28 protein-coding genes are annotated in these 22,624 nt (G+C 75.8%); 8 read left to right on the top strand and 20 right to left on the bottom strand.

Translation table 11 applies throughout. The annotated features are described in order from the left end of the window. Positions 1-39: 39 nt before the first annotated feature. The 6 genes from ACQP60_RS00635 to ACQP60_RS00610 form a co-directional block, all read right to left on the bottom strand. On the bottom strand, positions 40-939 hold the full coding sequence (locus tag ACQP60_RS00635; RefSeq protein ID WP_429727887.1) for a sulfurtransferase: 900 nt from the start codon (positions 937-939) through the stop codon (positions 40-42). Then, positions 936-1,547, bottom strand: coding sequence for a ribosomal protein S18-alanine N-acetyltransferase (gene rimI, locus ACQP60_RS00630; RefSeq protein ID WP_429727886.1), 612 nt, complete (start codon positions 1,545-1,547; stop codon positions 936-938). The genes ACQP60_RS00635 and rimI overlap by 4 nt, the downstream gene beginning before the upstream one ends. Next, positions 1,544-2,278: a tRNA (adenosine(37)-N6)-threonylcarbamoyltransferase complex dimerization subunit type 1 TsaB gene (gene tsaB / locus ACQP60_RS00625; protein ID WP_429727885.1), complete on the bottom strand. Its 735-nt coding sequence runs from the start codon at positions 2,276-2,278 to the stop codon at positions 1,544-1,546. The genes rimI and tsaB overlap by 4 nt, the downstream gene beginning before the upstream one ends. A 113-nt stretch (positions 2,279-2,391) precedes the next feature. Beyond that, complete coding sequence (tsaE, locus tag ACQP60_RS00620; RefSeq protein WP_429727884.1) at positions 2,392-2,961, bottom strand: tRNA (adenosine(37)-N6)-threonylcarbamoyltransferase complex ATPase subunit type 1 TsaE; 570 nt, start codon at positions 2,959-2,961, stop codon at positions 2,392-2,394. After that, entirely contained in the window at positions 2,958-4,268 is a 1,311-nt protein-coding gene (gene alr / locus ACQP60_RS00615; RefSeq protein WP_429727883.1) for an alanine racemase, read from the bottom strand. Before alr ends, tsaE begins: the two co-directional genes overlap by 4 nt. 8 nt (positions 4,269-4,276) lie before the next feature. Continuing rightward, positions 4,277-5,293, bottom strand: coding sequence for a pseudouridine synthase (locus ACQP60_RS00610; protein ID WP_429727882.1), 1,017 nt, complete (start codon positions 5,291-5,293; stop codon positions 4,277-4,279). A 33-nt stretch (positions 5,294-5,326) separates the two neighbouring features. Here ACQP60_RS00610 and ACQP60_RS00605 point away from each other — a divergent pair, with 33 nt between their 5' ends. Continuing rightward, positions 5,327-5,809: a glutathione peroxidase gene (locus ACQP60_RS00605; protein WP_429727881.1), complete on the top strand. Its 483-nt coding sequence runs from the start codon at positions 5,327-5,329 to the stop codon at positions 5,807-5,809. On the opposite strand, the gene ACQP60_RS00600 is transcribed toward ACQP60_RS00605, so the two are convergent. Continuing rightward, positions 5,806-6,372, bottom strand: a complete 567-nt coding sequence (locus ACQP60_RS00600) for a MarR family winged helix-turn-helix transcriptional regulator (RefSeq protein ID WP_429727880.1) — start codon at positions 6,370-6,372, stop codon at positions 5,806-5,808. The two genes, ACQP60_RS00605 and ACQP60_RS00600, sit on opposite strands and share 4 nt — an antisense overlap. Positions 6,373-6,427: 55 nt before the next feature. Between ACQP60_RS00600 and ACQP60_RS00595 the strand changes: the two genes are divergently transcribed. Further along, on the top strand, positions 6,428-7,153 hold the full coding sequence (locus tag ACQP60_RS00595; protein WP_429727879.1) for an SDR family NAD(P)-dependent oxidoreductase: 726 nt from the start codon (positions 6,428-6,430) through the stop codon (positions 7,151-7,153). Positions 7,154-7,157: 4 nt separating this feature from the next. Here ACQP60_RS00595 and ACQP60_RS00590 read toward each other — a convergent pair whose 3' ends face one another. Beyond that, complete coding sequence (locus ACQP60_RS00590) at positions 7,158-7,799, bottom strand: acetyltransferase (protein WP_429727878.1); 642 nt, start codon at positions 7,797-7,799, stop codon at positions 7,158-7,160. Between the two features lie 76 nt (positions 7,800-7,875). Beyond that, positions 7,876-9,489, bottom strand: a complete 1,614-nt coding sequence (locus ACQP60_RS00585) for a bifunctional ADP-dependent NAD(P)H-hydrate dehydratase/NAD(P)H-hydrate epimerase (RefSeq protein ID WP_429727877.1) — start codon at positions 9,487-9,489, stop codon at positions 7,876-7,878. A 69-nt stretch (positions 9,490-9,558) separates the two neighbouring features. On the opposite strand from ACQP60_RS00585, the gene ACQP60_RS00580 reads away from it, so the two are divergent. Both ACQP60_RS00580 and ACQP60_RS00575 read left to right on the top strand, forming a co-directional pair. Continuing rightward, positions 9,559-10,614, top strand: coding sequence for an LLM class F420-dependent oxidoreductase (locus ACQP60_RS00580; RefSeq protein WP_429727876.1), 1,056 nt, complete (start codon positions 9,559-9,561; stop codon positions 10,612-10,614). 4 nt (positions 10,615-10,618) lie between these two features. After that, entirely contained in the window at positions 10,619-11,449 is an 831-nt protein-coding gene (locus ACQP60_RS00575) for an alpha/beta fold hydrolase (RefSeq protein WP_429727875.1), read from the top strand. Positions 11,450-11,470: 21 nt separating this feature from the next. Here the strand turns inward: ACQP60_RS00575 and ACQP60_RS00570 are convergent, their stop codons facing one another. Together ACQP60_RS00570 and ACQP60_RS00565 are read right to left on the bottom strand one after the other, a co-directional pair. After that, on the bottom strand, positions 11,471-11,821 hold the full coding sequence (locus ACQP60_RS00570) for a holo-ACP synthase (protein WP_429727874.1): 351 nt from the start codon (positions 11,819-11,821) through the stop codon (positions 11,471-11,473). Positions 11,822-11,831: 10 nt separating this feature from the next. Further along, on the bottom strand, positions 11,832-12,194 hold the full coding sequence (locus ACQP60_RS00565) for a nucleoside triphosphate pyrophosphohydrolase family protein (protein ID WP_429727873.1): 363 nt from the start codon (positions 12,192-12,194) through the stop codon (positions 11,832-11,834). 97 nt (positions 12,195-12,291) lie between these two features. Between ACQP60_RS00565 and ACQP60_RS00560 the strand changes: the two genes are divergently transcribed. Both ACQP60_RS00560 and coaA read left to right on the top strand, forming a co-directional pair. After that, the gene (locus ACQP60_RS00560; RefSeq protein WP_429727872.1) at positions 12,292-13,128 is read left to right on the top strand and encodes a DUF72 domain-containing protein; all 837 of its coding nucleotides are present in this window, start codon (positions 12,292-12,294) and stop codon (positions 13,126-13,128) included. A 146-nt stretch (positions 13,129-13,274) separates the two neighbouring features. After that, positions 13,275-14,213: a type I pantothenate kinase gene (coaA, locus tag ACQP60_RS00555; protein WP_429728761.1), complete on the top strand. Its 939-nt coding sequence runs from the start codon at positions 13,275-13,277 to the stop codon at positions 14,211-14,213. A 12-nt stretch (positions 14,214-14,225) separates the two neighbouring features. On the opposite strand, the gene ACQP60_RS00550 is transcribed toward coaA, so the two are convergent. From ACQP60_RS00550 to ACQP60_RS00525, 6 genes are all read right to left on the bottom strand, one after another. Beyond that, on the bottom strand, positions 14,226-14,897 hold the full coding sequence (locus ACQP60_RS00550; protein WP_429727871.1) for a DedA family protein: 672 nt from the start codon (positions 14,895-14,897) through the stop codon (positions 14,226-14,228). Positions 14,898-15,056: 159 nt separating this feature from the next. Continuing rightward, positions 15,057-15,749, bottom strand: coding sequence for a peptide deformylase (locus ACQP60_RS00545; protein WP_429727869.1), 693 nt, complete (start codon positions 15,747-15,749; stop codon positions 15,057-15,059). Further along, positions 15,746-17,110: a phosphoglucosamine mutase gene (gene glmM, locus ACQP60_RS00540; RefSeq protein WP_429728760.1), complete on the bottom strand. Its 1,365-nt coding sequence runs from the start codon at positions 17,108-17,110 to the stop codon at positions 15,746-15,748. Before glmM ends, ACQP60_RS00545 begins: the two co-directional genes overlap by 4 nt. Positions 17,111-17,292: 182 nt before the next feature. After that, positions 17,293-17,781, bottom strand: coding sequence for a 30S ribosomal protein S9 (gene rpsI / locus ACQP60_RS00535; protein ID WP_429727868.1), 489 nt, complete (start codon positions 17,779-17,781; stop codon positions 17,293-17,295). A 32-nt stretch (positions 17,782-17,813) separates the two neighbouring features. Beyond that, entirely contained in the window at positions 17,814-18,263 is a 450-nt protein-coding gene (rplM, locus tag ACQP60_RS00530) for a 50S ribosomal protein L13 (protein WP_429727867.1), read from the bottom strand. A 168-nt stretch (positions 18,264-18,431) separates the two neighbouring features. Then, on the bottom strand, positions 18,432-18,887 hold the full coding sequence (locus tag ACQP60_RS00525) for a DUF937 domain-containing protein (protein WP_429727866.1): 456 nt from the start codon (positions 18,885-18,887) through the stop codon (positions 18,432-18,434). Between the two features lie 136 nt (positions 18,888-19,023). On the opposite strand from ACQP60_RS00525, the gene ACQP60_RS00520 reads away from it, so the two are divergent. Then, positions 19,024-19,437, top strand: a complete 414-nt coding sequence (locus tag ACQP60_RS00520) for a DUF5709 domain-containing protein (protein ID WP_429727865.1) — start codon at positions 19,024-19,026, stop codon at positions 19,435-19,437. Between the two features lie 31 nt (positions 19,438-19,468). On the opposite strand, the gene truA is transcribed toward ACQP60_RS00520, so the two are convergent. Further along, positions 19,469-20,371, bottom strand: coding sequence for a tRNA pseudouridine(38-40) synthase TruA (truA, locus tag ACQP60_RS00515; RefSeq protein WP_429727864.1), 903 nt, complete (start codon positions 20,369-20,371; stop codon positions 19,469-19,471). A gap of 27 nt (positions 20,372-20,398) precedes the next feature. On the opposite strand from truA, the gene ACQP60_RS00510 reads away from it, so the two are divergent. Beyond that, entirely contained in the window at positions 20,399-21,229 is an 831-nt protein-coding gene (locus tag ACQP60_RS00510; protein WP_429727863.1) for an ROK family protein, read from the top strand. On the opposite strand, the gene ACQP60_RS00505 is transcribed toward ACQP60_RS00510, so the two are convergent. Further along, a complete protein-coding gene (locus ACQP60_RS00505) occupies positions 21,216-21,971 on the bottom strand; it encodes an alpha/beta fold hydrolase (RefSeq protein WP_429727862.1) in 756 nt (251 codons plus the stop codon). The genes ACQP60_RS00510 and ACQP60_RS00505 overlap by 14 nt on opposite strands. 83 nt (positions 21,972-22,054) lie before the next feature. Continuing rightward, positions 22,055-22,612, bottom strand: a complete 558-nt coding sequence (gene rplQ, locus ACQP60_RS00500) for a 50S ribosomal protein L17 (protein WP_429727861.1) — start codon at positions 22,610-22,612, stop codon at positions 22,055-22,057. Positions 22,613-22,624: the final 12 nt, after the last annotated feature.

Below are 22,624 nucleotides of genomic sequence, written 5' to 3'. Positions count from 1 at the left end.
GCCCGCCGCCCGCTCACGACGTTCCGCGCCTCGGCGTGCTCAGGGGCGTGCGCCCGTGGCCACCGGCCGCGACGGGTCGTTCGACCACTGCGACCAGGACCCCGGGTACAGAGCGGCCGGGATGCCCGCGCACGCCAGCGCGGCGATCTCGTGCGACGCCGTCACGCCCGACCCGCAGTAGACGCCGACGGCGAGCACGTCGTCGGCCTCGCCGGTCGCGCTCAGGCCGAGGTCGGCGAACCGCCCCAGGAGCGACTCCTCGTCGAGGAACGTGCCGTCCTCGCGCAGGTTCTCCGCCGTCGGGGCGCTCACGGCTCCGGGCACGTGACCCGCGCGCGGGTCCACCGGCTCGGTCTCACCCCGGTAGCGCTCGGCGGCCCGCGCGTCCAGCAACGTCCCGGTCTCGGCCAGCTCCGCCGCGTCGTCGGCGTCGAGCACGGGCAGGTGGCCCGGACGGACGACCAGGTCCCCCGGCGCGCGCGTGACGTCGCCGCTCTCCAGCGCGTAGCCCGCGCGCACCCAGGCGGACAGGCCGCCGTCGAGGATGCGGACGTCGGCCACGCCGAAGTAGCGCAGCAGCCACCAGGCCCGCGCCGCGGACGTGCCGCCCACCGTGTCGTACACGACGACGCGGGACGAGCCCCGCAGCCCCCAGGCCCGCGCGCTGCGCTGGAACGACGACGCCGACGGCAGCGGGTGGCGGCCCTCCTCCGGCGACGCCTCGGCGGCCAGCTCGGACTCCAGGTCCACGTAGACGGCGTCGGGCAGGTGCCCCTCGAGGTAGCGCTCGCGGCCGTCGGTCATGCCGAGCGCCCAGCGGACGTCGAGCAGCACGGGGGCGCCGTCGGCCGGGTCGGGCCCGGCGCTCAGCCGCAGGTCCGCCGCGAGCTCCGCGACCGTGACGAGCACCCGCGAGCGCGGCGTGTCCTCGCGGGTCACGACGCCGTCCCCCGCAGGTCGAGCCGCATCGTGAAGGCGTCCTTGTCCTCGGGCTGGTAGTACCGCCTGCGCAGCCCGATCCGCTCGAAGCCGTACTTCTCGTACAGCGCCAGCGCGGGCGCGTTGTCGACCCGTACCTCGAGCAGGACCGCCCCGGCGCGGAGCTTGCGCGCGCGCTCGACCAGCGCCTCCAGCAGCGCGCGCCCCACGCCGTGCCGCTGGTAGTGCGGGTCCACGCCGATCGTCATGATCTGCGCGTCGTCGCCGTCGAACCACAGGCCTGCGTACCCGACCACCGGCTTCGGCCCGATCCCGTACACCGCGACGGCGTCCGGCCCCGCGGGCTCCGCGACGACGTACCAGCGGCCGAGCGCGGCCAGCTCGTCGGCGAGCATCCCGTACGTCCACGCCCCGGCGCCGAACAGCACCCGCTCGAGCTGGAGCACGCGGTCGAAGTCCGCGCTGCCCAGCGGTCGCAGCCGGCACGACGGCGCGTACACCTGCTGCACGGTACGGGGCAGGTCCGGGGCGGGGCGCTCGGGCTCGGCGGCGACGGGCTCCGTCGTCGGCTCTGTCGTCGGGTCGGAGGTCGGCTGCTCGGTGCTCATGCCGGGCTCCCGGTCGCGGGCACGAGGCGCGCCGGCGCGGGCTCCTGCACGTCGGGCCGGCGCAGGTACAGCGGCTCGGTGGGCAGCTCCTCGCCGGCGGCGCGGCGGGCGAGAGCGACGCGCGCGAGCACGGCGGCGTCGGGCACGAGCGGCCCGTCGTCGTCGGCGGGCAGGTGCTCGGGGAAGAGGGCCGCACCCTCCCCCACGACGACGAGACGACCGCCGTCGGCGGGCGCGTCCGCGAGGCGGGCGGCGACGTCGGCGGCCTTGTCGACGCCCGGGCCGGCCAGCGTCTCGACGACGGGGACCGCGTGCGGACCCTCGTGCGCGACGACGCGGTAGTGCGCCCAGTAGACCTCCTTGCGGCGGGCGTCGGTCGCGACGAGCACCTCGTCGCCCGGCGTCAGCCCCAGGTCGGCGACCGCCTGCACGGCCAGCGCGTCGACGCTCGGCACGCCGAGCACGTCGATCCCGAGCGCGAGCGCCAGCGTGCGCGCCGTGACCAGCCCCACGCGCAGGCCGGTGAACGGCGCGGGCCCGGTGCCCACCGCGACGGCGGTGAGGTCGGTGCGGTCCAGGCCGGCGTCGGCGAGCGCCGCGTCGATCAGCGGGGCCAGCGACTCGGCGTGCCGGCGGCGCTCGTCGGCCGAGCGTGCGGCGAGGCGTGCGCCGTCGTCGTCCACGAGGGCGACGGCGACGGCTGCGGAGGTGTCCAATGCGAGAACTGCCACGGCCTCAGCCTACGTTTCCCGCGGCCCGGCCGGGGGACGCATCGTCGGTGCTGAATTGATCCTCGAACGCGGCCTTGGAGGATCAGTTCAGCACGCTCGATTCCTCGACCGGGTCAGCGCGCGGTGAGCGCGGCCAGGTCGACGCCGGCCCAGCGGGCGCCGACGCCGCGCAGCGTCGCGTGCCGCGTCCCGGCGCCGGGGTCGGCCTCGTCGTCGGCAGCCACCTCCGCGTCGGGGCCGTCGGCCGCGCCGGCCGCGGTGCCGCGCGGGCGCTCCAGGTCGATCTCGAGCCGGTCGTCGGTGAGCGCCTCGGCCAGCCCGCGACCCCACTCGACGACGGTGACGGACTCGTCCAGCGACGAGTCCAGGTCCAGCGCGTCCAGCTCTCCCAGCCCGCCGAGCCGGTAGGCGTCCACGTGCACCAGCGCCGGGCCGCGCGAGCCGTCCTCGCGCGGCAGCGGCGGGTGCTCGCGCGCCACGATGAACGTGGGCGACGCGACCTGCCCCCGCACCCCCAGCGCGGCCCCGAGGCCCTGGGTGAGCGTCGTCTTGCCCGCCCCCAGGTCCCCCGTGAGGATCACCAGGTCACCCGCCCGGAGCACCCCGGCGAGGGCCGCTCCCAGCGCCCGGGTCGCCTCCGCGTCCGGCAGGTCCGTCTCCGTGCGCACGACGACGTCGCTCACCGCTGCCCTTCCTTCCTGCTGCCGTTGTCGGTCCCGTCGCCCGGGCCCGTGTACACGCGCACCGCGCGCGCCCCGATGCCCGTCACGATCTCGTAGCTGATGGTGCCCGCCGCGCGGGCCCAGTCCTCCGCGTTCGGCACGACCGCGCCGCGCTCCACGCCGTCGGACGCCCCGAACAGCGTCACGACGTCGCCCTCGCGCTCGGTCGCGTCCGGCCCGAGGTCGAGCACGAACTGGTCCATGCACACCCTCCCGGCCACGCGCAGCACCCGTGCTCCGGCCGCGGAGCCGACGCCCACCGGCCCGCCGACGCCGAGGCCGCCGCCCGACGCGTGCCGCTGGATGCCGTCCGCGTAGCCCAGCGGCACCACCCCGAGCCGCGTGTCCCGCGGCGTCGTGTAGTGGTGCCCGTACGACACCCCGTGGCCGGCCGGTACGTCCTTGACGGTGGCGAGCCGCGCCTGCAGCGTCATCGCCCCGCGCAGCCCGTAGTCGCCGGGGGCGCCGAGCTGCGGCACCGGCGAGTGCCCGTAGACGGCGATGCCGGGGCGCACGAGGTCGTAGTGCAGGCGGGGGTCGGTGAGCACGGCGGCCGAGTTCGCGAGGTGCCGCACCTCGAGCGACGCGCCGGAGGCCTCGACCACGGCGACCGCGGCGTCGAACGCCGCCGCCTGGAGCGCGATCGACGGGTGGCCGGGCTCGTCCGCGCACGCCAGGTGCGACATCACGCCGACCACCCGCAGCACGCCCTCGGCCTGGAGCGCGGCGGCCCGCCGGACGACGTCCGGCAGGTCGGCGGGCATGATCCCGCTGCGGCCGAGGCCGGTGTCGACCTTGAGGTGCACGCGCGCCGGCTCGCCCGCGGCCCGCGCCCCGGCGGCCACCTCGTCCAGCGCCCACGGCGCCGCGACCCCGACGTCCACGCCCGCCGCCACGAGCCGGTCGAACGGCGCGCCGGGCGTCGCGAGCCAGGTGAGCACGCGGGCGTCGGCGGTCGTGACGCCGCCGGCGCGCAGCGCGAGCGCCTCGGCGGGCACCGCCGTGCCGAGCCAGGTCGCGCCGCCGGCGAGCGCCGCCCGCGCCACCGGGAGCATCCCGTGCCCGTACCCGTCCGCCTTCACCACGGCCATCACCGCGGCGCCGGGGGCGTGCCCGGCCAGGGCGCGCACGTTGTCGCGCACGGCGGACAGGTCGACGACGGCGCGGGCCAGCGCGTCGTCGGGGAATGCGGGGAGGGACGGGTCGGCCGGCGCGGCGGGGGTGGTGTCGGTCGGGACCTCGGACGGGACCTCGGTGCTCACGGTCATCGATTCTCTCACCGCGGGCCGTCGGCCCCGGCGTGCTCGCCACCGGGCCACGCGGCGAGGCGGCGGCGGGAGCGGAACTCGCGCGGCTCGCCGCTGAGCGGGTCGACGAACGCCAGCGAGCGGGCGAGCAGCTGCAGCGGCCGGTCCGGGTCGTCGGGGGCGTCCGCGCGCAGCACCGGCCAGAACGGGTCGTGCAGCAACGGCAGCCCGAGGGACGCCATGTGCAGGCGCAGCTGGTGCGTCTTGCCGGTGCGCGGCTCGAGCCGGTAGAGCCCGAGCCCGCGGTCCTCGTCCCGCGCGACGAGCGTCACCCGCGACTCGGCGTTCGGCTCCCCCGGCTCCTCCTGGGCGCGCACCACGCCCCGGTGCTTGACGATGCGCGAACGGACCGTCGTCGTCCCGTCCCGGTCGATCGCCGAGCCCGGCGCCGGAAGCGGCGCGACCGCCTCGTAGACCTTCCGCACGGCACGGTCCTGGAACGCCGTCTGGTACGCACCGCGCACCTCGGGCCGCACCGTGAGCACCAGGACGCCCGCGGTGGGCCGGTCGAGCCGGTGCGCGGGCACCAGCTCGGGCAGGTCGAGCGTGGCGCGCAGGCGCACGAGCACCGTGCGGGTCACCCACCGCCCGCGCGGCATCGTGGCGACGAGGTGCGGCTTGTCCACGACGAGCAGGTCGTCGTCGCGGTGCAGCACCTCCAGCTCCGCGAGGGCGGGCACCTCCGGCTCGTCGGCGGGCGGGTCGCGGTAGAGATAGAGGAACCCGCGCGGCTCGTACGGCGTCGCGTCGTCGACGACGGCGCCCCCGCCCGTCACCACCTCGCCCGCGGCGAGCTTCTCCCGCAAGCGCGCGACGTCGCCCGCGTCGCGGCCGAACCGCTCCAGCAGGTACTGCGCCGCCGTCGCGTACCGGGCGACGCTGGCCGCGTCGTGGGGCAGCACGAGGCGCGTGGGGTTGAGGCCGGCGCGCACGGGCAGGGGCGGGACGTGCTTGCGCGGGCGGTGCTCGCGCGATCCTGGTGGCACCGGACCATTGTCGCGCGCGGCATGATGGGCCGTATGAGCCTCTACGACATCCCGTTCGAGCGCATGGACGGCACGGCGACCACGCTCGCGGAGCACCGGGACGACGTCGTGCTGGTGGTCAACGTCGCCTCGCGGTGCGGGCTCACCCCGCAGTACGAGGCGCTGGAGCAGCTGCAGAAGTCGTACGCCGACCGCGGGTTCACCGTGATCGGCTTCCCGTCCAACCAGTTCCTCCAGGAGCTGTCCACCGACGAGAAGATCGCCGAGTTCTGCTCCACCACCTACGGCGTCACGTTCCCCGTGGTCTCGAAAATCCGCGTGAACGGCCGGCACACCCACCCGCTGTACGTCGAGCTGAAGAAGACCTCCGACGCCGGCGGGCACGACGGCCGCATCCGGTGGAACTTCGAGAAGTTCGTCGTGCTGCCCGGCGGCGACGTGCACCGGTTCTCCCCGCAGACCGTCCCCGACTCCCCCGACATCGTCGGCCTGATCGAGAAGGCGCTGCCCCGCTAGACGCCTCCTGGGCCTTCCGCGTCCGCCCTCGGCAGCGACGCGAGCAGGGTCTCGAGCGCGTCGGCCACGCGGGCCTGGTCCGCGTCGCTCAGCACGTCGAGCAGCCGTTCCTCGTGCTCGAGCAGCTCGCGCACGACCCGCTCCACCGTCGCGTGACCGGCGTCCGTCAGCGTGACGGCGACCGCGCGCGGCCCGGTGGACGACGACGACCGTGCCACCAGCCCGGCGGCCTCGGCCCGGGCCACCCGCTGCGAGATCGCCCCCGCGGTGACAAGGCACCGGGCCGCGAGCTCCCGCGTCGTGAGCGTCCAGGGATCGCCCGCCCGGCGCAGCGTGCTCAGCAGGTCCAGGGCCGCCGTGTCGACCCCGAGCCGTGCGAGGGTGCGTCGACGCTCGTCGGCGAGCAACTTCGCCACCCTCCACAGCGGCGTGATGACCCCGATCGACGACGTCGGGACACCGGGCAGCTCACGCTCCCAGGCCTCGGCGATCCGCGCGGACGGGAGCGCGGCCACCCCGTCCAGGGGTCCGGGGCCGGGCGGCCCCACGACGGGTTCGGACATGCGGGCTCCTGTACGCTGGCGACGACGTTTAGGTCTAAACATACCGGGGGCCCCCATGACCCGCACCGTTCTCGTGACCGGCGGCACCGGCGGCATCGGCCGCGCCGTGGCGCGCACGTTCGCCGCGGCGGGCGACGACGTCGTCCTGTCTGGCCGCCGGCCCGGGCCGCTCGCGGACGCCGCCGCCGACACCGGCGCGCGCGGCGTGCGCTGCGACCCCGCCGACCCCGCGGACGTCGAGCGCCTGGTGGCGGAGGTCGGCCGGCCCGTCGACGTGCTCGTCGCCCTCTCCGGCGGCAACACCGACTTCGACTCCCCGGCCGAGGGGACCCGGTCGCTCGACGCGGTGGCGGAGGCGTGGCGGGCGAACCTCGACGCCAACCTGCTGTCGACCGTCCTCGTCTCGACCGCCGCGCTGCGCGAGATGCCGCCCGGCGGGTCGGTCGTCACCGTGGGCTCGATCGGCGCGGAATACGCCGGCACCTCCTACGGCGTCGCGAAGGCCGCGGTCCAGGCGTGGACCGCGGGCCTGTCCGCCGAGGTGGGCCCCCGAGGGATCACCGTGAACTGCGTGTCCCCCGGATACGTCGAGGGCACCGGCTACTTCAAGGGACGCCTCGCCCCCGAGCGGCGGGAGTCGCTCGTGGCCGCGACGCACGACCGGCGTCCCGGCCGCCCGGACGACGTCGCCGCCCTCGTGGCCTACCTCGCGTCGCCCGGCGCACGGCACGTGACCGGCCAGACCCTGCACGTGAACGGGGGCGCGTTCACCACGCGGTGAGCGGTCACGGTCGTGGCGCGGTGCCGACCGCCCCTGTGGGCACGGGCCTCCCCAGGTGCAGCCAGCGCTCGGTGACGACGTAGCCGAGCGCCTCGTTCGCACGCCGTGATGCCACGTTGTCCCCGGCGCCACCGGTGCCGAAGACGGCGTGCCCGGCGTCGGCGAGCGCCATGACCGCGGCCCCCTTGACGGCGGTCGCCAGCCCTCGCCGTCGGGCCGCGGCGCGCGTCACGGTGAAGTCGATCTCGACGCGGTCCGCCGCCGGGTACAGCACCGTCGCGGCGTCCAGACGGCCGCCCGCGGCGAACGCACCGAACGCCCATCGCTCCCCCGCGCCCAGCTGTGCCGCGAGCGCAGCGGCGTCGGGCACGTCGTGCGACGTCGCGACGGTCACCGGGTAGTCGGCGGCGGCCCCGGCGTCGAGCGCGGCGAGCGCGGCCGCGTCGTCAGGCGCGAGCGCCCGGACCGTCCACCCCGCTCTCTGCCCGGCGTCGACGGCGGCACGGCACGTGGCCAGCACCTCGGGCGTGACGGTGAGCCGGGCGCCCCACGACTCGGAGACGACACGGGCCCCGGCGTCGAGGAGGCGGGCGGCCTCCGGGTCGTCGGAGCGCAGCACTCGCACGGCCGGGAGGTTCGTCGTCACCGGCGCACCGTACCCGCGCTGAGCGGCACCGGTCATGCCCTTTCTGGCCGCGCGTGCAGTCGACCTCGGGTCTGCGTCAGACAGCGGCCAGGAGGTCCCCGATCTCGCCGGGCACGGCGTGCGCGACGTCGAGGGCGGCCACGGGCCCGCCGGGGTTCGCGCGCTGGGCGGCACGACCGTGCACCAGCGCCGCGGCGGCGGCGACCTCGGCCGCGAGCGCCGGGTCCTCGACGACGTCGCGCGACCGGGCCGCGAGCATCGCGCCGAGCACCCCGGCGAGGACGTCGCCGGCGCCCGCCGTGGCCAGCCACCCGGGCCCGTCGGCCTGCGCCCAGGCGACGCCCGGTCCCGCGACGACGGTCACACCGCCCTTGAGCAGCACCGTCGCGCCCGTGAGCTCATGCGCGCGGCGTGCCCAGCGCAGCGGCTCGGCCTCGACGTCCGGCCTGCGCACGTCCTCGCCGCGCGAGCGCAGCAGCGCCGTCAGCTCGCCCGCGTGCGGGGTGAGCACGAACCACGCCGGGACGCGCTCGTCGAGCAGGCCCAGCCCGCCGGCGTCGACCACCGCGGGCACGGGCCCGCCCGCCGTCCCGGCGAGCCGGCCGGCCGCCGCGGCGAGGCACGCCCGCCCGCGCTCATGCTGACCGTCGTCCAGGCCGTCGGCCTCCCCCTCGTGCGCGGTCTCCGGGTCGCCGGGGATGCCCGGCCCCACGACCCACGACTGCACGCGGCCGGGCGCGGTGACGACCTCGGGCCGGGCGTCGAGCACCCGGCCGCCCACCTCGGCCGAGCCCCGGTAGCGCACCATCCCGGCCCCGGTCCGTACGGCGGCGGTCGTCGTGAGCACCGCCGCGCCGGGGTACGTCGCCGTTCCCGCCACGACGCCGACCACGCCGCGCGTGTACTTGTGGTCCGCGGCGCCGGGCACGGGCCACGACGCGCCGACGTCGGCCGGCTCCAGCCGCCGCACGGCCGACGGGCCGGCGCCGTCCGGCCGGAGGTCCAGGCCGATGTCCACGACGCTCACCTCGCCCGCGAGCCTTGCCGCCGGCGGCAGCAGCAGGCCCGGCTTGACCGCGCCGAACGTCACCGTGCGGTCCGCCGGCAGCACCGGACCGGCCACCGCGCCGTCGTCGACTCCGATGCCCGACGGCACGTCCACCGCCACCACCCACGGCCGGCCGTCCGCCGTCGCAGTGAGCGGGCCGTCGGCCCCGGCACGCCGGTCGATGCGGGCCACGAGCCCGCTCGCAGCATCCTGGGCGAGTCCGCGCAGCGGCCCCCGCGCCCCGATGCCGACCAGGCCGTCGAGCACGACGTCGGCGCGGGCGGCGTCGTCGGCCACCGCGTCCAGTCGCTCGGGCGCGGCGAAGAGCTCGACGACGCGGCCGCCGGCGAGCTCCAGCGCCGCCCGACCGCCGGCGTGGAACCGCTCGGCGACCAGCACCGCCGTCACCGCGAGCCCACGCCGCGCGAGCACGGCGCCCGCGTGCAGCGCGTCGCCACCGTTGTTGCCCGCCCCCGCGAGCACCACGACCCGCGCGCCGCGCACCGGCCCCCGGCGCGCGGCGACTTCGCGCAGCACGTGCACGGCGAGCGCGAACGACGCCCGCTCCATCAGGGGGACCCCGGCCTCGAGCAGCGGCTCCTCGGCGGCGCGGACGTCGGCGGCGGTCCAGGCGGAGATCATGGGACGCATCCTGCCGCGCCCCGCCGCGCCCCGCAGCGTCGCCCCAGGTCGAGGCATAGGCTCTGGCCCATGCGATTCGGACTCTTCATCCCGCAGGGCTGGCGCCACTCGCTCACCGACATCCCCCCGGAGCAGCACTGGGAGACGATGCTGTCCCTGCTCCACTACGCCGACAACGCCGCGGCCGGCGAGCCGATCCCCGGTGGCCCCTGGGCCTGGGACTCGGTCTGGGTGTATGACCATTTTCATACCGTTCCGGTCCCCAGCACCGAGGCGACGCACGAGGCGTGGACGCTCATGGCGGCGTTCGCGGCCGCGTCCCAGCGCGTGAAGCTGGGCCAGATGTGCACGTGCATGTCGTACCGCAACCCCGCCTACCTGGCGAAGGTCGCCTCCACGGTGGACGCGATCTCCGGCGGCCGCGCCCAGCTCGGCATCGGGGCGGGCTGGTACGAGCACGAGTGGCGTGCCTACGGCTACGGCTTCCCCCGCGCGGGCGAGCGTCTGCGTGCGCTCGACGAGGGCCTGCAGATCATCACGCAGATGTGGCGCACCGGGTCGTCCGGGAAGTTCGACGGCGAGACGTACCAGGTGGACGGCGCCCTCTGCTACCCCCAGCCGCTCCAGCAGCTCCCGGTGGGCGACGGCGGCGCCGAGGTGCCGAGCATCCCGCTGTGGGTGGCAGGCGGCGGCGAGAAGAAGACGCTGCGCATCGCCGCGCGGTTCGCGCAGTACACGAACTTCGCGGGCGACCCGGAGACGTTCGCCCACAAGTCGTCCATCCTCGAGCAGCACTGCCGCGACCTGGGCCGCGACTTCGGCGAGATCACCCGGTCCTCGGACTACAACGTGGTGATCGGCGAGAACCAGGCCGAGGTGGACGACCGCTTCGCCTGGATCGAGTCGCACTTCCGCAAGCACGCGCCCGGCGAGAAGGGCGAGCAGGAGATCGCGAACTGGCGCAACGGGCCGCTCGTCGGCACGCCGGAGCAGATCGTGGAGAAGCTCTCGGGGCTGCGCGACCTCGGCATGACGTACGCCATCACATACTTCCCGAACGCCGCGGCCGACCGCGACCAGATCGAGCTGTTCCAGCGCCAGGTCATCCCCGCGCTGCAGGACTGACGGGGTGCCGCGCCACGAGATCGACCTGCCGGACGGTCGGCGGCTCGTCGTGCACGACGACGGCCCGCCGTCTGCCGACGCCGTCGTCTGGCACCACGGGTCGCCGCAGTCCGGCGAGCTGCTGCCCCCGGTCGTCGGGGCCGCCCGGGCGCGCGGGCTGCGGGTGGTCTCCGCGGCCCGCGCCGGGTACGGCGGCTCCGCTGCCCACCCCGGGCGCACCGTGGCGGACGCCGCGTCGGACGTGGCGCACGCCCTCGACGCCCTCGGCGTGGCCCGGTGCGTCGCCGTCGGCGCCTCCGGCGGCGGTCCGCACGCCCTGGCCCTCGCCGCGCTCCGGCCCGACCTGGTGTCCGGCGCGGTGACCCTCGCCGGCGTCGCGCCGTACCCCGGGCCCGAGCGCGACGAGCCGTGGTTCGCCGGGATGGCCGACGACGGCGGCCTGCGCTCGGCGCTCGACGGTCGGGAGGCGCGGGAGCGACACGCCGAGACGGCGGAGTTCGACGAGTCCAGCTTCACGGCCGACGACTACGCGGCGCTGGCGGGGACCTGGGCCTCGCTCGGGGACGACGCCTCGCGGTCCGGCCAGGCGTGGCCGGGCGGGCAGGTCGACGACGACCTCGCGTTCGTGCGGCCCTGGGGCGTCGAGCTGGGCGACGTGACGGCCCCCGCCCTGGTCGTGCAGGGCGGCGCCGACCGGGTCGTGCCGTGCCACCACGCCGACCTGCTGCTCGACGCCCTCCCCGCCGCGGAGCTGTGGCTGCGCCCACGGGACGGCCACGTCAGCGTGCTCGCCGCGCTGCCGGTCGCGCTCGACTGGTGGCGGGCCCTCGCCTGAGGGCCCGTCCGGCGGGCGCGCTCAGCCCTCCGCCACCACCATGGCCGACGCGATGCCGGCGTCGTGCGAGATGGACAGGTGCCAGGCCTTGACGCCCAGCTCGTCGGCGCGGGCCTGCACGGTGCCCCGCAGCTCGACCTCGGGCGGCCCGCCGACCGTGCGGTGCACCGTCGCGTCGTGCCAGTGCAGGTTCCCCGGGGCACCGAGCGCCTTCGCGATGGCCTCCTTGGCCGCGAAGCGCGCCGCCAGGGACGACGCCGGCAGGTCGCGCTCGGCCTCGGTGAAGAGCTTCTCGCGCAGGCGCGGCACCCGCTCCACCGTCGCCATGAACCGGGCGACGTCCACCACGTCGATGCCCACGCCGATGATCATGCGCCCCACTCTAGGTCGGCGCCGGACCGTCCCCGGCGCGCACCCCGGCCTCGTCCGCCGGCTCCACGAGGTGCCGCCAGCGGAACCACTTCCGCTCGAGCTCCGCCTCGAGGTCGACGTCGAACCGGCGCGCCACGAGCAGCACCTGGGCGAGCACGTCGGCGAGCTCGGCCCGGAACGCGGCGTCCACCGCCTGCTCCCCCTCGCCCCGGTCCCGGGAACGTCCCGACCGGGCGAGGTAGGCCTGGGTGAGCTCCCCGACCTCCTCGTGCAGCTTGAGCACCAACCAGTCGTCGGTGCGCGCCACGCCGAAGCGCCGCTCGTACACCCGCGAGATGATCTCCAGCTCGTCCGACAGCTCGCCCAGGTCCATGCGCCGATCATGCACCCTGCCCACCCGCGGCCGCCGGCCACCTCCAGGGCGGGGCGCCGTGCGGCGACCAGAGCGGACGGCTCGTAGGCTCGCCACCGTGCCCAGCGTCCGCGTGGGCCTGTCGGGCTGGCAGTACCGGCACTGGCACGGCCGCTTCTATCCCGACGGCACCCGGCGTGCCGACGAGCTGGCCCACGCCGCGGGGCGGTTCTCGACGCTCGAGCTCAACGGCACGTTCTACGGCCTCCAGCGGCCCGCCTCCTTCCTGCGCTGGCGGGACACGGTGCCGGAGGGCTTCACGTTCGCGGTCAAGGGCAGCCGGTACGTCACGCACCTCAAGCGCCTGCGCGAGCCGCGCACCGCGCTCGCGAACTTCGTGGCGAGCGGCCTCCTCGCCCTCGGGGACCGGCTCGGTCCCGTGCTCTGGCAGCTGCCGGAGCGCGCCACGTTCGACGCCGAGGTGCTCGCGACGTTCCTCGACACGCTGCCGCGCACCACCGCCGAGGCCGCGCGCCTCGCCACCCACCACGACGACCGTCTTCGTGCGGAGGCCTGGACCGAGGCCGGCGTGGACCGCCCCCTGCGCCACGCCCTGGAGCCGCGGCACGCGTCGTTCGAGACTCGCGAGGCCCTCCGGATGCTGCGCGACCACGACGTCGCGCTCGTCCTGTCGGACGGCGCCGGGCACTGGCCGCTCCTCGACCACCCCACGGCCGGCCTCGCGTATCTCCGGCTGCACGGCCCGACGTCGCTGTACTCGAGCCGCTACGACGACGCGCGCCTGGACGGGTGGGCGGACTGGGTGCGACGGCGGGCGGACGCCGGGCAGGACGTCGTCGTGTACTTCGACAACGACGGCCACGCCCACGCCCCGCGGGACGCGCGGCGGCTCGTGGAGCGGCTCGGCGACGTCGTCGACCCGTGGCCGCCGTGACTCGCCCGGAGACGAGAGCGTCCGCGGTTGTCGTTCCCCGGCCGGCCTCGGGCAGAATCGTGCAGGTGGCACCGCAGTCCCCCGACAACGCACCGGGCACAGCCCCCGGCACGGCACCCCAGCCCCTCGGCGAGCACCTCACCCGGCTGGCGCCGGCGTCCCCGTACGTCGACCTCGACCGCGCGGCGTGGAGCCGCCTGTCCGCGTCGACGCCCCTGCCGCTGACCGACGCCGACGTGGAGCGGCTGCGCGGCCTGGGCGACCCGATCGACCTGGCCGAGGTGGACGCCGTCTTCCGCCCCCTGTCGCGGCTGCTCAACCTGTACGTGGCCGCGAGCGCCGGGCTGCACCGCGCCACGTCGACGTTCCTGCACGAGGAGCCGCCGCGCACCCCGTACGTCATCGGCGTCGCGGGCTCGGTCGCGGTCGGCAAGTCGACGACGGCGCGCATCCTGCGCGAGATGATGGCGCGCTGGCCGGACACCCCGCACGTCGAGCTGATCACGACCGACGGCTTCCTGTACCCGAACGCCGAGCTGCAGCGCCGCGGCATCATGGACCGCAAGGGCTTCCCCGAGTCCTACGACCGTCGCGCCCTCATCCGCTTCCTGTCCCGCGTGAAGGCGGGGCAGGCCGAGGTACGCGCCCCCGTGTACTCGCACGTCGTGTACGACATCGTGCCCGGCGAGGAGGTCGTGGTGCGCAAGCCGGACGTGCTGATCGTCGAGGGCCTCAACGTGCTGCAGCCGGCGCGCCCGTCGGCGATCGACGAGTCGACGGTGGCGGTGAGCGACTTCTTCGACTTCTCGATCTACGTCGACGCCCGCACGCGCAACATCCGCCAGTGGTACGTGGAGCGGTTCCTCCAGCTGCGCCGGACGGCGTTCAGCCGGCCGGAGTCGTACTTCCGGCGCTACGCGGACCTGTCCGACGCGGAGGCGACGGAGCGGGCGCTGTCCATCTGGGAGTCGATCAACGCGCCGAACCTCGAGCACAACGTGCTCCCCACCCGGGGCCGCGCCACCCTGGTGCTCACCAAGGGGTCGGACCACTCCGTCCAGCGGGTGCGGCTGCGCAAGCTCTGACGGCGACCGGCGTCAGGCCGCCCGGCTCGTGGGCTCGGCGTCGGCCTCGTCGTCGCGCTCGTCGTCGGCGGGCACCGGCTGCGTCTTCGGCGGACCGGCGACGCGCTGCACCACCTGGTCCACGAGGACGCCGAGCAGGATGCCCGCGACCACGCCGACGGCCATGGCGAGCAGCGTGTTGTGCCCGAGCCACGAGGCCGCGGCGAGCCCGATGAGCATCGAGTAGATGCCCCACGTCACGGCCGCGATGCCCGAGTAGAGCATGAACCGGTGGCGCGGGTAGCCCACGGCGCCCGCGGTCATGTTGACCGCGACCCGCCCGATCGGCACGTACCGCGCGGCGAGGATGAACGACGCCCCGCGGTGGTCCAGCGCGTGCCGCGCCCAGTCGACGGCCTTGCGTCCGCGGGCGGACCGCAGGAAGGCGAACCGTTCGGTGCCGACGGAGCGGCCGATCTGGTAGGCGATCTGGTCGCCCGTCCACGCGCCGGCGATGGCGAGGGCGAGGACGCCGGGCAGCCACGGCTCGCCCTCGGAGTGCGCGAGCACGGTGAGCGTGATGACCACGGACTCGCTGGGAATCGGGGGGAAGAACCCGTCGATCGTGGCGAAGACGTACATGGCCGGGTAGATCCACAGGGACGCGCCCAGGTCGAGGACCCAGCCCTCCAGCTGTGCCAGCATCGTCGACAGGTTCACCAGGTCGGTCCCTCGGTTCGTCGGCCGGGAGGTGGGCCTCCGGCGGTCGCACGACGCCGGGCGGCGTCACGGCACCAGCCTAGGCAGTACCAGGGCACCGGCTGCATGGGGATTTCCCCCGGTTCCACCCTGAGCGCCGAATGTTCACCCGAGGTCCACGAACCCGCTGTCCGCGGACGCCGGGTCGGTGACCTGGCCGTACCGCAGCAGGTTCTCGTTCGAGGTGAGCGTCCGCAGCCGCGCGTGGTCCAGGTAGAGCTCGCCCGCCAGGTGGTCCGTCTCGTGCTGCACGATGCGGGCGGGCCAGCCCGTGAGGACCTCGTCGATCGGCGCGCCGGTCTCGTCGCGGCCGGTGAGGCGCACCCGCCGGTGCCGCGCGACGACGGCCTGCCAGCCGTGCACGGACAGGCAGCCCTCGTGGAAGGCCGCTCGCTCCGGCTCCCCGTCCGGGCCGGTCAGCGGTTCGTACGCGGGGTCGAGCAGCACCCGGTACGGCAGCGGCGTCCGTTCGCGGGGGTCGTCCGCCCCGGAGCCGGGCGAGGCGCCGGCGTCCTCGACGACGGCGACCGCCAGCCCGATCCCGACCTGCGGCGCCGCGAGCCCCACGCCGGGCGCGGCGTGCATGGTGCGCCGCATCGCCTCGAGCAGCCGCGGCAGCACGTCGCCCAGCTGCCCGGTGTACGACGCCGCTCGGGTGCGCAGCACCGGCGCCCCGGCCTGCACGATCGGCAGCAGGCCGGTGCCCGGCCCGTCCGCCGCCGCGTCCGCCCGGTCCAGCAGGTCGACGACGGCGGCCCGCAGGGCCTCGTCCACGGCGTCGGCCGGGCCGTCGGTCACAGGGCCAGCCGGTCGCGCACGACGGCGGCGAGCGTGTCCGCCACGCCGTCGGCCTGCGTCTGGGTGGCGGCCTCGACCATGACGCGCACGAGCGGCTCCGTGCCGGACGGGCGCAGCAGCACGCGGCCCGTCTCCCCCAGCAGCGCCTCCGCGCTCTCGATCGCGGCGCGCACCCCCTCGTCGTCGGCCGCGCGGGCCTTGTCGACGCCCTTGACGTTGACGAGCGTCTGCGGGAGGCGCGGGACGTCGGCGGCGAGGTCGGCCAGGCGCCGCCCGCTCGCCTTCACGCGCGCGGCGAGGTGCAGCGCGGTGAGGACGCCGTCGCCGGTCGTGGCGTGGTCGGCGAGGATGATGTGGCCCGACTGCTCGCCCCCGAGGCCGTACCCGTGCGCGCGCATCTCCTCGAGCACGTACCGGTCGCCCACGCCGGTCTGGATCGTGGTGATGCCCGACTCGCGCATCGCGAGCAGGAGGCCGAGGTTGCTCATCACGGTGACGACCAGCGTGTCCGACGGCAGCCGGCCCTCGTCCTTGAGCGCGCGGGCGAGGATCCCGAGGATCTGGTCGCCGTCCACCAGCACGCCCCCGTGGTCGACGGCGAGGCAGCGGTCCGCGTCACCGTCGAACGCGACGCCGAAGTCGGCCTCCGCGGCCACGACGACGGCCTGCAGCTGCTCCGGGTGCGTGGAGCCGGCCTTCTCGTTGATGTTGCGACCGTCGGGGCTCGCGTTGATGACGACGACGTCGGCCCCCGCCTCCCGGAGGGCCTCCGGACCGACCTGGCTCGCGGCACCGTTCGCGGCGTCCACGGCGATGCGCAGGCCCTCCAGGGGGCGCACGTCCGGCGTCGTGCCGATGCTCGCCACGAGGTGCTCCACGTACTGCTGGGCGGCGATGCCGGTGTCGGAGCGCATGCGCCCGACGTCGGCGCCGATCGGCCGCTCCCAGTCCTGGCCGAGCCGGGCCTCGATCTCGTCCTCGACGTGGTCGGCCAGCTTGAGCCCGCCGCGCGCGAAGAACTTGATGCCGTTGTCCGGCATCGCGTTGTGGGACGCGGAGATCATGACGCCGAGGTCCATGTCCATCGCCCCCACGAGGTGGGCGAGCGCGGGCGTCGGCAGCACCCCGAGGTTGACGACGTCCACCCCGGAGCTGGCGAGACCGGCGCCGACCGCGGCGGCCAGGAACTCCCCGGACGCACGCGGGTCGCGCCCGACGACGGCACGCGGGCGGTGCCCGGCGAACTCGCCCGACGTGCCGAGCACGTGGGCCGCCGCGCTGCCGAGCCCCAGGGCCAGCTCCGCGGTGACGTCCCGGTTGGCCAGCCCACGGACCCCGTCCGTGCCGAACAGTCGCACGATGTCTCCTCCTCCGGGCGCGGCGGTGGATCCGCACGCACACCCCACGACGTCCCCGCGGACGCCGCACCGATCGTAGCCGGACACGCGGACGGCCCCGCCGGAAGAGTTCCGACGGGGCCGTCCGTGACGCTGACGCTCCTGTCGACGCCCGTCGACAGGTCGACCGGCGCAGGAGCGCTGGATCAGCGCTTCGAGTACTGCGGCGCCTTGCGCGCCTTCTTGAGACCGGCCTTCTTGGACTCGACCGCACGCGGGTCACGCGTGAGGTAGCCGGCCTTCTTCAGCGCGGGGCGGTTCGCCTCGGCGTCGATCGCGTTGAGCGCGCGGGCGATGCCCAGGCGCACCGCGCCGGCCTGGCCCGAGGGGCCGCCGCCGGTGATGCGGACGATGACGTCGAAGCGGCCCTCGACCTCGACCAGCTTCAGCGGCGAGTTCACGAGCTGCTGGTGCACCTTGTTCGGGAAGTAGTCCTCGAGGGTGCGACCGTTGATCTTCCACGTCCCGGTGCCGGGGACGAGGCGCACGCGCGCCACGGCCTCCTTGCGGCGGCCGACGGCCGCGCCGGGAGCGGTGATGGACTGGCCGCCGTCCGCGACGGGCGCGGCGGACTCAGAGGTGTAGGTGCTGGGCGTGTTCTCGTCCAGCTCGGTGTCGACGGTGGTCTCGGCCACAGTGAATCCTTCGCTTTGCATCCGGCAGCGGCTCAGGCCTGCTGCGAAACCTGGGTGATCTCGAACGGCTTGGGCTGCTGCGCCGCGTGCGGGTGCTCCGCGCCGCGGTAGACCTTCAGCTTGCCCAGCTGGTCACGACCGAGGGACGTCTTGGGGAGCATGCCGCGCACGGCCTTCTCCACGGCCCGCTCGGGGTTCTTCTCGAGAAGCTCGCCGTAGTTGACCGAGCGGAGGCCGCCCGGGTAGCCGGAGTGGCGGTAGGCCAGCTTGGTCTCCCGCTTGTTGCCGCTCAGGGCGACCTTGTCCGCGTTGATGACGATGACGAAGTCACCGCCGTCGACGTGCGGGGCGAAGGTCGGCTTGTGCTTCCCGCGCAGGAGGGTGGCGACCTGGCTCGCCAGGCGGCCGAGGACGACGTCGGTCGCGTCGACGACGTACCAGTCGCGCTGGACGTCGCCGGGCTTGGGGGTGTAAGTACGCACGGTTGCGTCACCTTTTCGTGTTCGGTGTCGTCGGGCGGAAGCGGCGCCCGATGAGTCAGGTGTTGTGCGCGGGTGCTCCGGGTGGCGTCCTGGCCGAGGCATCGTCGGGTGCGAGTGGGCGCGCTGACGACGCGGGACGCCGGAGGCATAGCACAACGAGGAGACAGTTTAGCGGCGGCCGGGCACGAGGGTCAAAGCGACGCTGGTCACGCGGCCCCGTGCCCGCGACCGGGCACCCGGGTCAGCGCTGGCCGCCGCCCAGCAGGCCGCCCAGGCCGCCGAGCACTCCCCCGACGTCGAGGCCGCCCGACGACGAGCCACCGCCCCCGAGCAGCCCGCCCAGCAGGTCTCCGATCCCCCCGCCCGCCGCGGCACCGCCTCCACCAGGCCGGGGTCGTGCTGGGACAGCGCGCCCGCGAGGGAGGCCGCGTCTGCGGGGTCGTTGGCGTTGGCCTTGAGCCCGCCGAAGAGCGCGGGGAGCGCCCCGCCCACGGCGCGCCGGGCCTGCTCGGCGTCGTCGCCGAGCTGTCCCGCGACCTGGTCGATCGGCAGCTCGGCGAGCAGGTCGTCGATGCTCGGGCGGGACGACGCAGCCGGCGATGCAGCGGACGATGCAGCGGACATGATGGGCTCCCCGTCGTGCCGCGCCCGGCAGGCGCACCTGCCGGGCGCGCTCACGATCACGGGGGGCCTCGCAACCGCTCGGCCCGGGTCTCGCGCCCTCGTTGCAGCGGCACGCCCACGGGTGCACCGTGGTGACATGACCCAGGAGACACCGGGCACCACCCCGGACCCCGAGACCGGCGCCGAGGGCGACGAGGACCAGCTCCCCCAGGAGGACACGCTCCTCGACCCCGAGCTCGACGACGTCCTCGACGAGGGCTACTCCCCCCTGGAGCGGTCGCGGTCGAACCACTGGGGCGAGACGGCGTGGGAGGAGTCCGCCGGCGAGCCGATGGACCGGCGTCTCGCCGAGGAGCAGCCCGACGTGTGGGAGCGCGACCCGCTCGAGCGCCCGGACACGACCCGCGCCGGCCGGCTCGCGGAGGACCCGTTCGCCGACCCCGGCGAGGACGGCGACCGCGAGAACGACGTCTACGGCGAGGACGCGGGGATCGACGGCGCGGGCGCCAGCGCCGAGGAGGCAGCCGTCCACTGGGTGGACGAGCCGTAAGGCCGACGAGCCGTGGCCGCGCCCGGCGGGGTCACCCGGCGTCGACCTCGCCGGGGTCCCGCTTGGCCCGGACCCGCTCGGCGCGCGCGGCGAGCTCGTCGGCGTCCGGGTAGGCGACGTGCTCGAGGGTCAGCCCGCGCGCGGCGACGACGCCGGCCGCCGCCGAGCGGGACCGGCCCGCCAGCACCGCGGCGGGGTCGTCGATACCGCGCCGCCCCTCCCCCACGGCCAGCGCCGTGCCGACCAGGGCGCGGACCATCGAGTGGCAGAAGGCGTCGGCCTGCACGGTCGCGACGGCGAGCCCGGCATCCGGCCCGTCCGCGGGGCGGTCCCACGACAGGTGCGTGAGCTCGCGGATGGTCGTGGCGCCCTCGCGAGGCTTGCAGAAGGCCGCGAAGTCGTGCAGCCCGACCAGCGGCTGCATCGCCCGGTGCATGGCCTCGACGTCGAGCGGGCGGCGGTGCCACAGCACCCAGTCGCGGCGCAGCGGGTCGCGCAGGTCCGGGCGGTCGGCCACCCGGTAGGCGTAGCGGCGGTGCAGCGCGGAGAACCGCGCGTCGAAGCCGTCGGGGGCCTCCGTGGCCCGGTGCACGACGACGTCGGGGGGCAGCACCCCGGCGAGCCGGTCGGCGAGGGCGACGCCCGGCTCCCGGTCGGACCGGCCGGGCATCTCCGCCCAGCGCTCGCGCGGCACGTCGACGTGCGCCACCTGGCCGCGGGCGTGCACGCCCGCGTCCGTCCGGCCCGCCACGGTGAGCCGCGGACGGGGCAGCCCGAGGGGGCCGGTCCGCAGCACCGTCGCGAGGGCGTCCTCGAGCACCCCCTGCACGGTGCGCAGCCGCGGCTGGGCGGCCCAGCCCGCGAAGTGGGTGCCGTCGTAGGCGAGGTCGAGCCGCACGCGGAGGGTGTCGGCGGGAGGTGTCGGCGTGCTCACCGACCCATTGTGGCCGGATGATGTCCCGTGATGGTCGACCCAGGCGCCACGGCGCGCACCCCCGAACCCGGTCCCGGCGGCGGCTCCCGCGCCCCCGCGCCCGCCGACGTGCTCACCCTCGCCGTCGACTGCGGCGGCGGGGGCATCAAGGCGGCCGTGCTCGACTCCGCCGGCACCGCGCACGCGACGCCGGTGCGGGTCCCCACGCCCTATCCCCTGCCCCCGACGCTGCTGCTGGACACCGTGGCCGACATCGCGGACCGGCTGCCGCCGGCGCACCGGGTGACGCTCGGCATGCCCGGCATGATCCGCCACGGCGTCGTCGTCCACACGCCGCACTACATCACCCGCTCGGGGCCCCGCTCGCGGGTGCTGCCCGAGCTCGTGGAGGCGTGGGCCAGCTTCGACGTGCGCGGCGCGCTCGCCCGCCGGCTGGGCGTGCCCGCGCTCGTGCTCAACGACGCCGAGGTGCACGGCGCCGGCGTCGTCGCGGGCTCGGGTGCCGAGCTCGTGCTCACCCTCGGCACAGGGCTGGGGTCCGCACTGTTCGACGGCGGCCTGCTGGCGCCCCACCTGGAGTGGTCGCACGCCCCCGTACGGCGGGGCGCGACGTACGACCAATACATCGGCGAGCCGGAACGGCGCCGCCTGGGCGACGGCCTCTGGTCGCGGCGGGTCGTCGCGATGGTCGACGGGCTGCGCCCGGTGTTCCTCTGGGACCGCCTGTACCTGGGCGGCGGCAACTCGCGCCGCATCACCCGGGCCGCCCTGGACCGCCTGGGCGACGACGTCGTCGTCGTGCCCAACTCGGCCGCGCTCGTCGGCGGTGCGCGGGCCTGGGACCTCACCCTGCCCTGACGGTGGAGGCCACCACGTCGCCCGCCTCGAGAAGGACCCTCGAGAAGGCGACCGGGGCGTCGAGGCTGACGAGGTGCCGGGCGTGCGGCACGACGACGAGCCGGGCGTCCGCGCCGCCGGCCCGGGCCGCCGCGACGAACGCGCGCTCCTGGGTGCGGAAGTGGTCGTAGCGGCCGTTGACGAGCCACACGGGGCTGCTCGCCTCTGCGAGGGCGCGGAGCGTGTCCGTGGGTCCGAGCTCCCGCAGCACCTGGGCCATGGCGGTGAGCGCGAAGCCGCCCGCCGCGAGGTCCCCCGCACCCTCCGCGTCGAGGGCCAGCCGGACGAACGTGTCGTTCAGGCGGGCGCCGTGGTCGGGCCACCCCTCGATCCACCGGGCGAGCGACAGCCACGCCGGCCGCAGCACCGACGAGGTCACTGTGCAGCACGCCGCGGCGACGAGGCCGGCGCTCTGCTCGGGGTGCCGCGCCCGGTGCTCGATCGCGACGTAGCCCCCGAGCGACAGCCCGACCACCAACGCGCGCCCGCCCAGCGCGTCGACGTCGCGTCGCACCGCCGCCACCGCGCCGTCGAGGGTGAACGGCTCGCCCCGGCGCGAGCCGTGGCCCGGCAGGTCGGTCGCCACGGCGGGGACCCCGGCGCGCCCGAGCGTCTCGAGCTGACGGCGCCACATCGTCGCGGACGTGCGCGACCCGTGCACGAGGACGACGGGGACGGGGACGGGCCCGGGGCGCGCGACCATGCGGCCCACCCTAGGGACGACGAAGCCCTGCGCCACCTCGGGAGGTGGCGCAGGGCTCGTCCTGGTCGCGGGGACGCGGGAGGTCAGGCCTCCTTGGTCTCCTCGGCCTTGTCCTCAGCGGCGTCCTCGGCGGGCGCCTCGGCCGGAGCCTCGGTGGCCTCCTCGGCCGCCTCGACCGCGGCCTCGTCCTTGGCGGGCTTCTCGTCCTCGGCCTTGGCGGCCTTCGTCGACGCCTTCTCAGTGGCCTTCGTGGCCTCCTTGACGACGGCCTGCTTCGGGCTCACCGGCTCGGTGACGAGCTCGATGACCGCCATGGGCGCGTTGTCACCCTTGCGGTTGCCGATCTTGGTGATGCGCGTGTAGCCACCGTTGCGCTCGGCCATGGCCGGGGCGATCTCGGTGAACAGCGTGTGCACCACGGACTTGTCGCGGACGACGGTCAGCACCCGGCGACGGGCGTGCAGGTCGCCGCGCTTCGCGAAGGTGATGAGGCGCTCGGCCAGGGGGCGCAGGCGCTTCGCCTTGGTCTCCGTGGTGGTGATGCGGCCGTGCTCGAAGAGCGACGTCGACAGGTTCGCGAGGATCAGTCGCTCGTGAGCCGGGCTGCCACCGAGCCGCGGACCCTTGGTGGGGGTAGGCATTTCTGGTTCTCC

The organism is Isoptericola variabilis (assembly GCF_050311655.1).
Classification (GTDB): domain Bacteria; phylum Actinomycetota; class Actinomycetes; order Actinomycetales; family Cellulomonadaceae; genus Isoptericola; species Isoptericola variabilis.
This window is presented reverse-complemented; position numbering and strand designations above follow the sequence as displayed.

What these genes read in the sequence shown, in the direction of transcription:
- ACQP60_RS00595 (WP_429727879.1), top strand. Translation starts at nt 6,428, where the DNA reads ATGACCCGCACCGTTCTCGTGACCGGCGGCACCGGCGGCATCGGCCGC.
- ACQP60_RS00585 (WP_429727877.1), bottom strand. Translation starts at nt 9,489, where the DNA reads ATGATCTCCGCCTGGACCGCCGCCGACGTCCGCGCCGCCGAGGAGCCG.
- ACQP60_RS00605 (WP_429727881.1), top strand. Translation starts at nt 5,327, where the DNA reads ATGAGCCTCTACGACATCCCGTTCGAGCGCATGGACGGCACGGCGACC.
- rplQ (WP_429727861.1), bottom strand. Translation starts at nt 22,612, where the DNA reads ATGCCTACCCCCACCAAGGGTCCGCGGCTCGGTGGCAGCCCGGCTCAC.
- ACQP60_RS00580 (WP_429727876.1), top strand. Translation starts at nt 9,559, where the DNA reads ATGCGATTCGGACTCTTCATCCCGCAGGGCTGGCGCCACTCGCTCACC.
- ACQP60_RS00565 (WP_429727873.1), bottom strand. Translation starts at nt 12,194, where the DNA reads ATGGACCTGGGCGAGCTGTCGGACGAGCTGGAGATCATCTCGCGGGTG.
- alr (WP_429727883.1), bottom strand. Translation starts at nt 4,268, where the DNA reads ATGACCGTGAGCACCGAGGTCCCGTCCGAGGTCCCGACCGACACCACC.
- ACQP60_RS00505 (WP_429727862.1), bottom strand. Translation starts at nt 21,971, where the DNA reads ATGGTCGCGCGCCCCGGGCCCGTCCCCGTCCCCGTCGTCCTCGTGCAC.
- rimI (WP_429727886.1), bottom strand. Translation starts at nt 1,547, where the DNA reads ATGAGCACCGAGCAGCCGACCTCCGACCCGACGACAGAGCCGACGACG.
- ACQP60_RS00520 (WP_429727865.1), top strand. Translation starts at nt 19,024, where the DNA reads ATGACCCAGGAGACACCGGGCACCACCCCGGACCCCGAGACCGGCGCC.
- ACQP60_RS00570 (WP_429727874.1), bottom strand. Translation starts at nt 11,821, where the DNA reads ATGATCATCGGCGTGGGCATCGACGTGGTGGACGTCGCCCGGTTCATG.
- ACQP60_RS00525 (WP_429727866.1), bottom strand. Translation starts at nt 18,887, where the DNA reads ATGTCCGCTGCATCGTCCGCTGCATCGCCGGCTGCGTCGTCCCGCCCG.
- ACQP60_RS00600 (WP_429727880.1), bottom strand. Translation starts at nt 6,372, where the DNA reads ATGTCCGAACCCGTCGTGGGGCCGCCCGGCCCCGGACCCCTGGACGGG.
- ACQP60_RS00550 (WP_429727871.1), bottom strand. Translation starts at nt 14,897, where the DNA reads ATGCTGGCACAGCTGGAGGGCTGGGTCCTCGACCTGGGCGCGTCCCTG.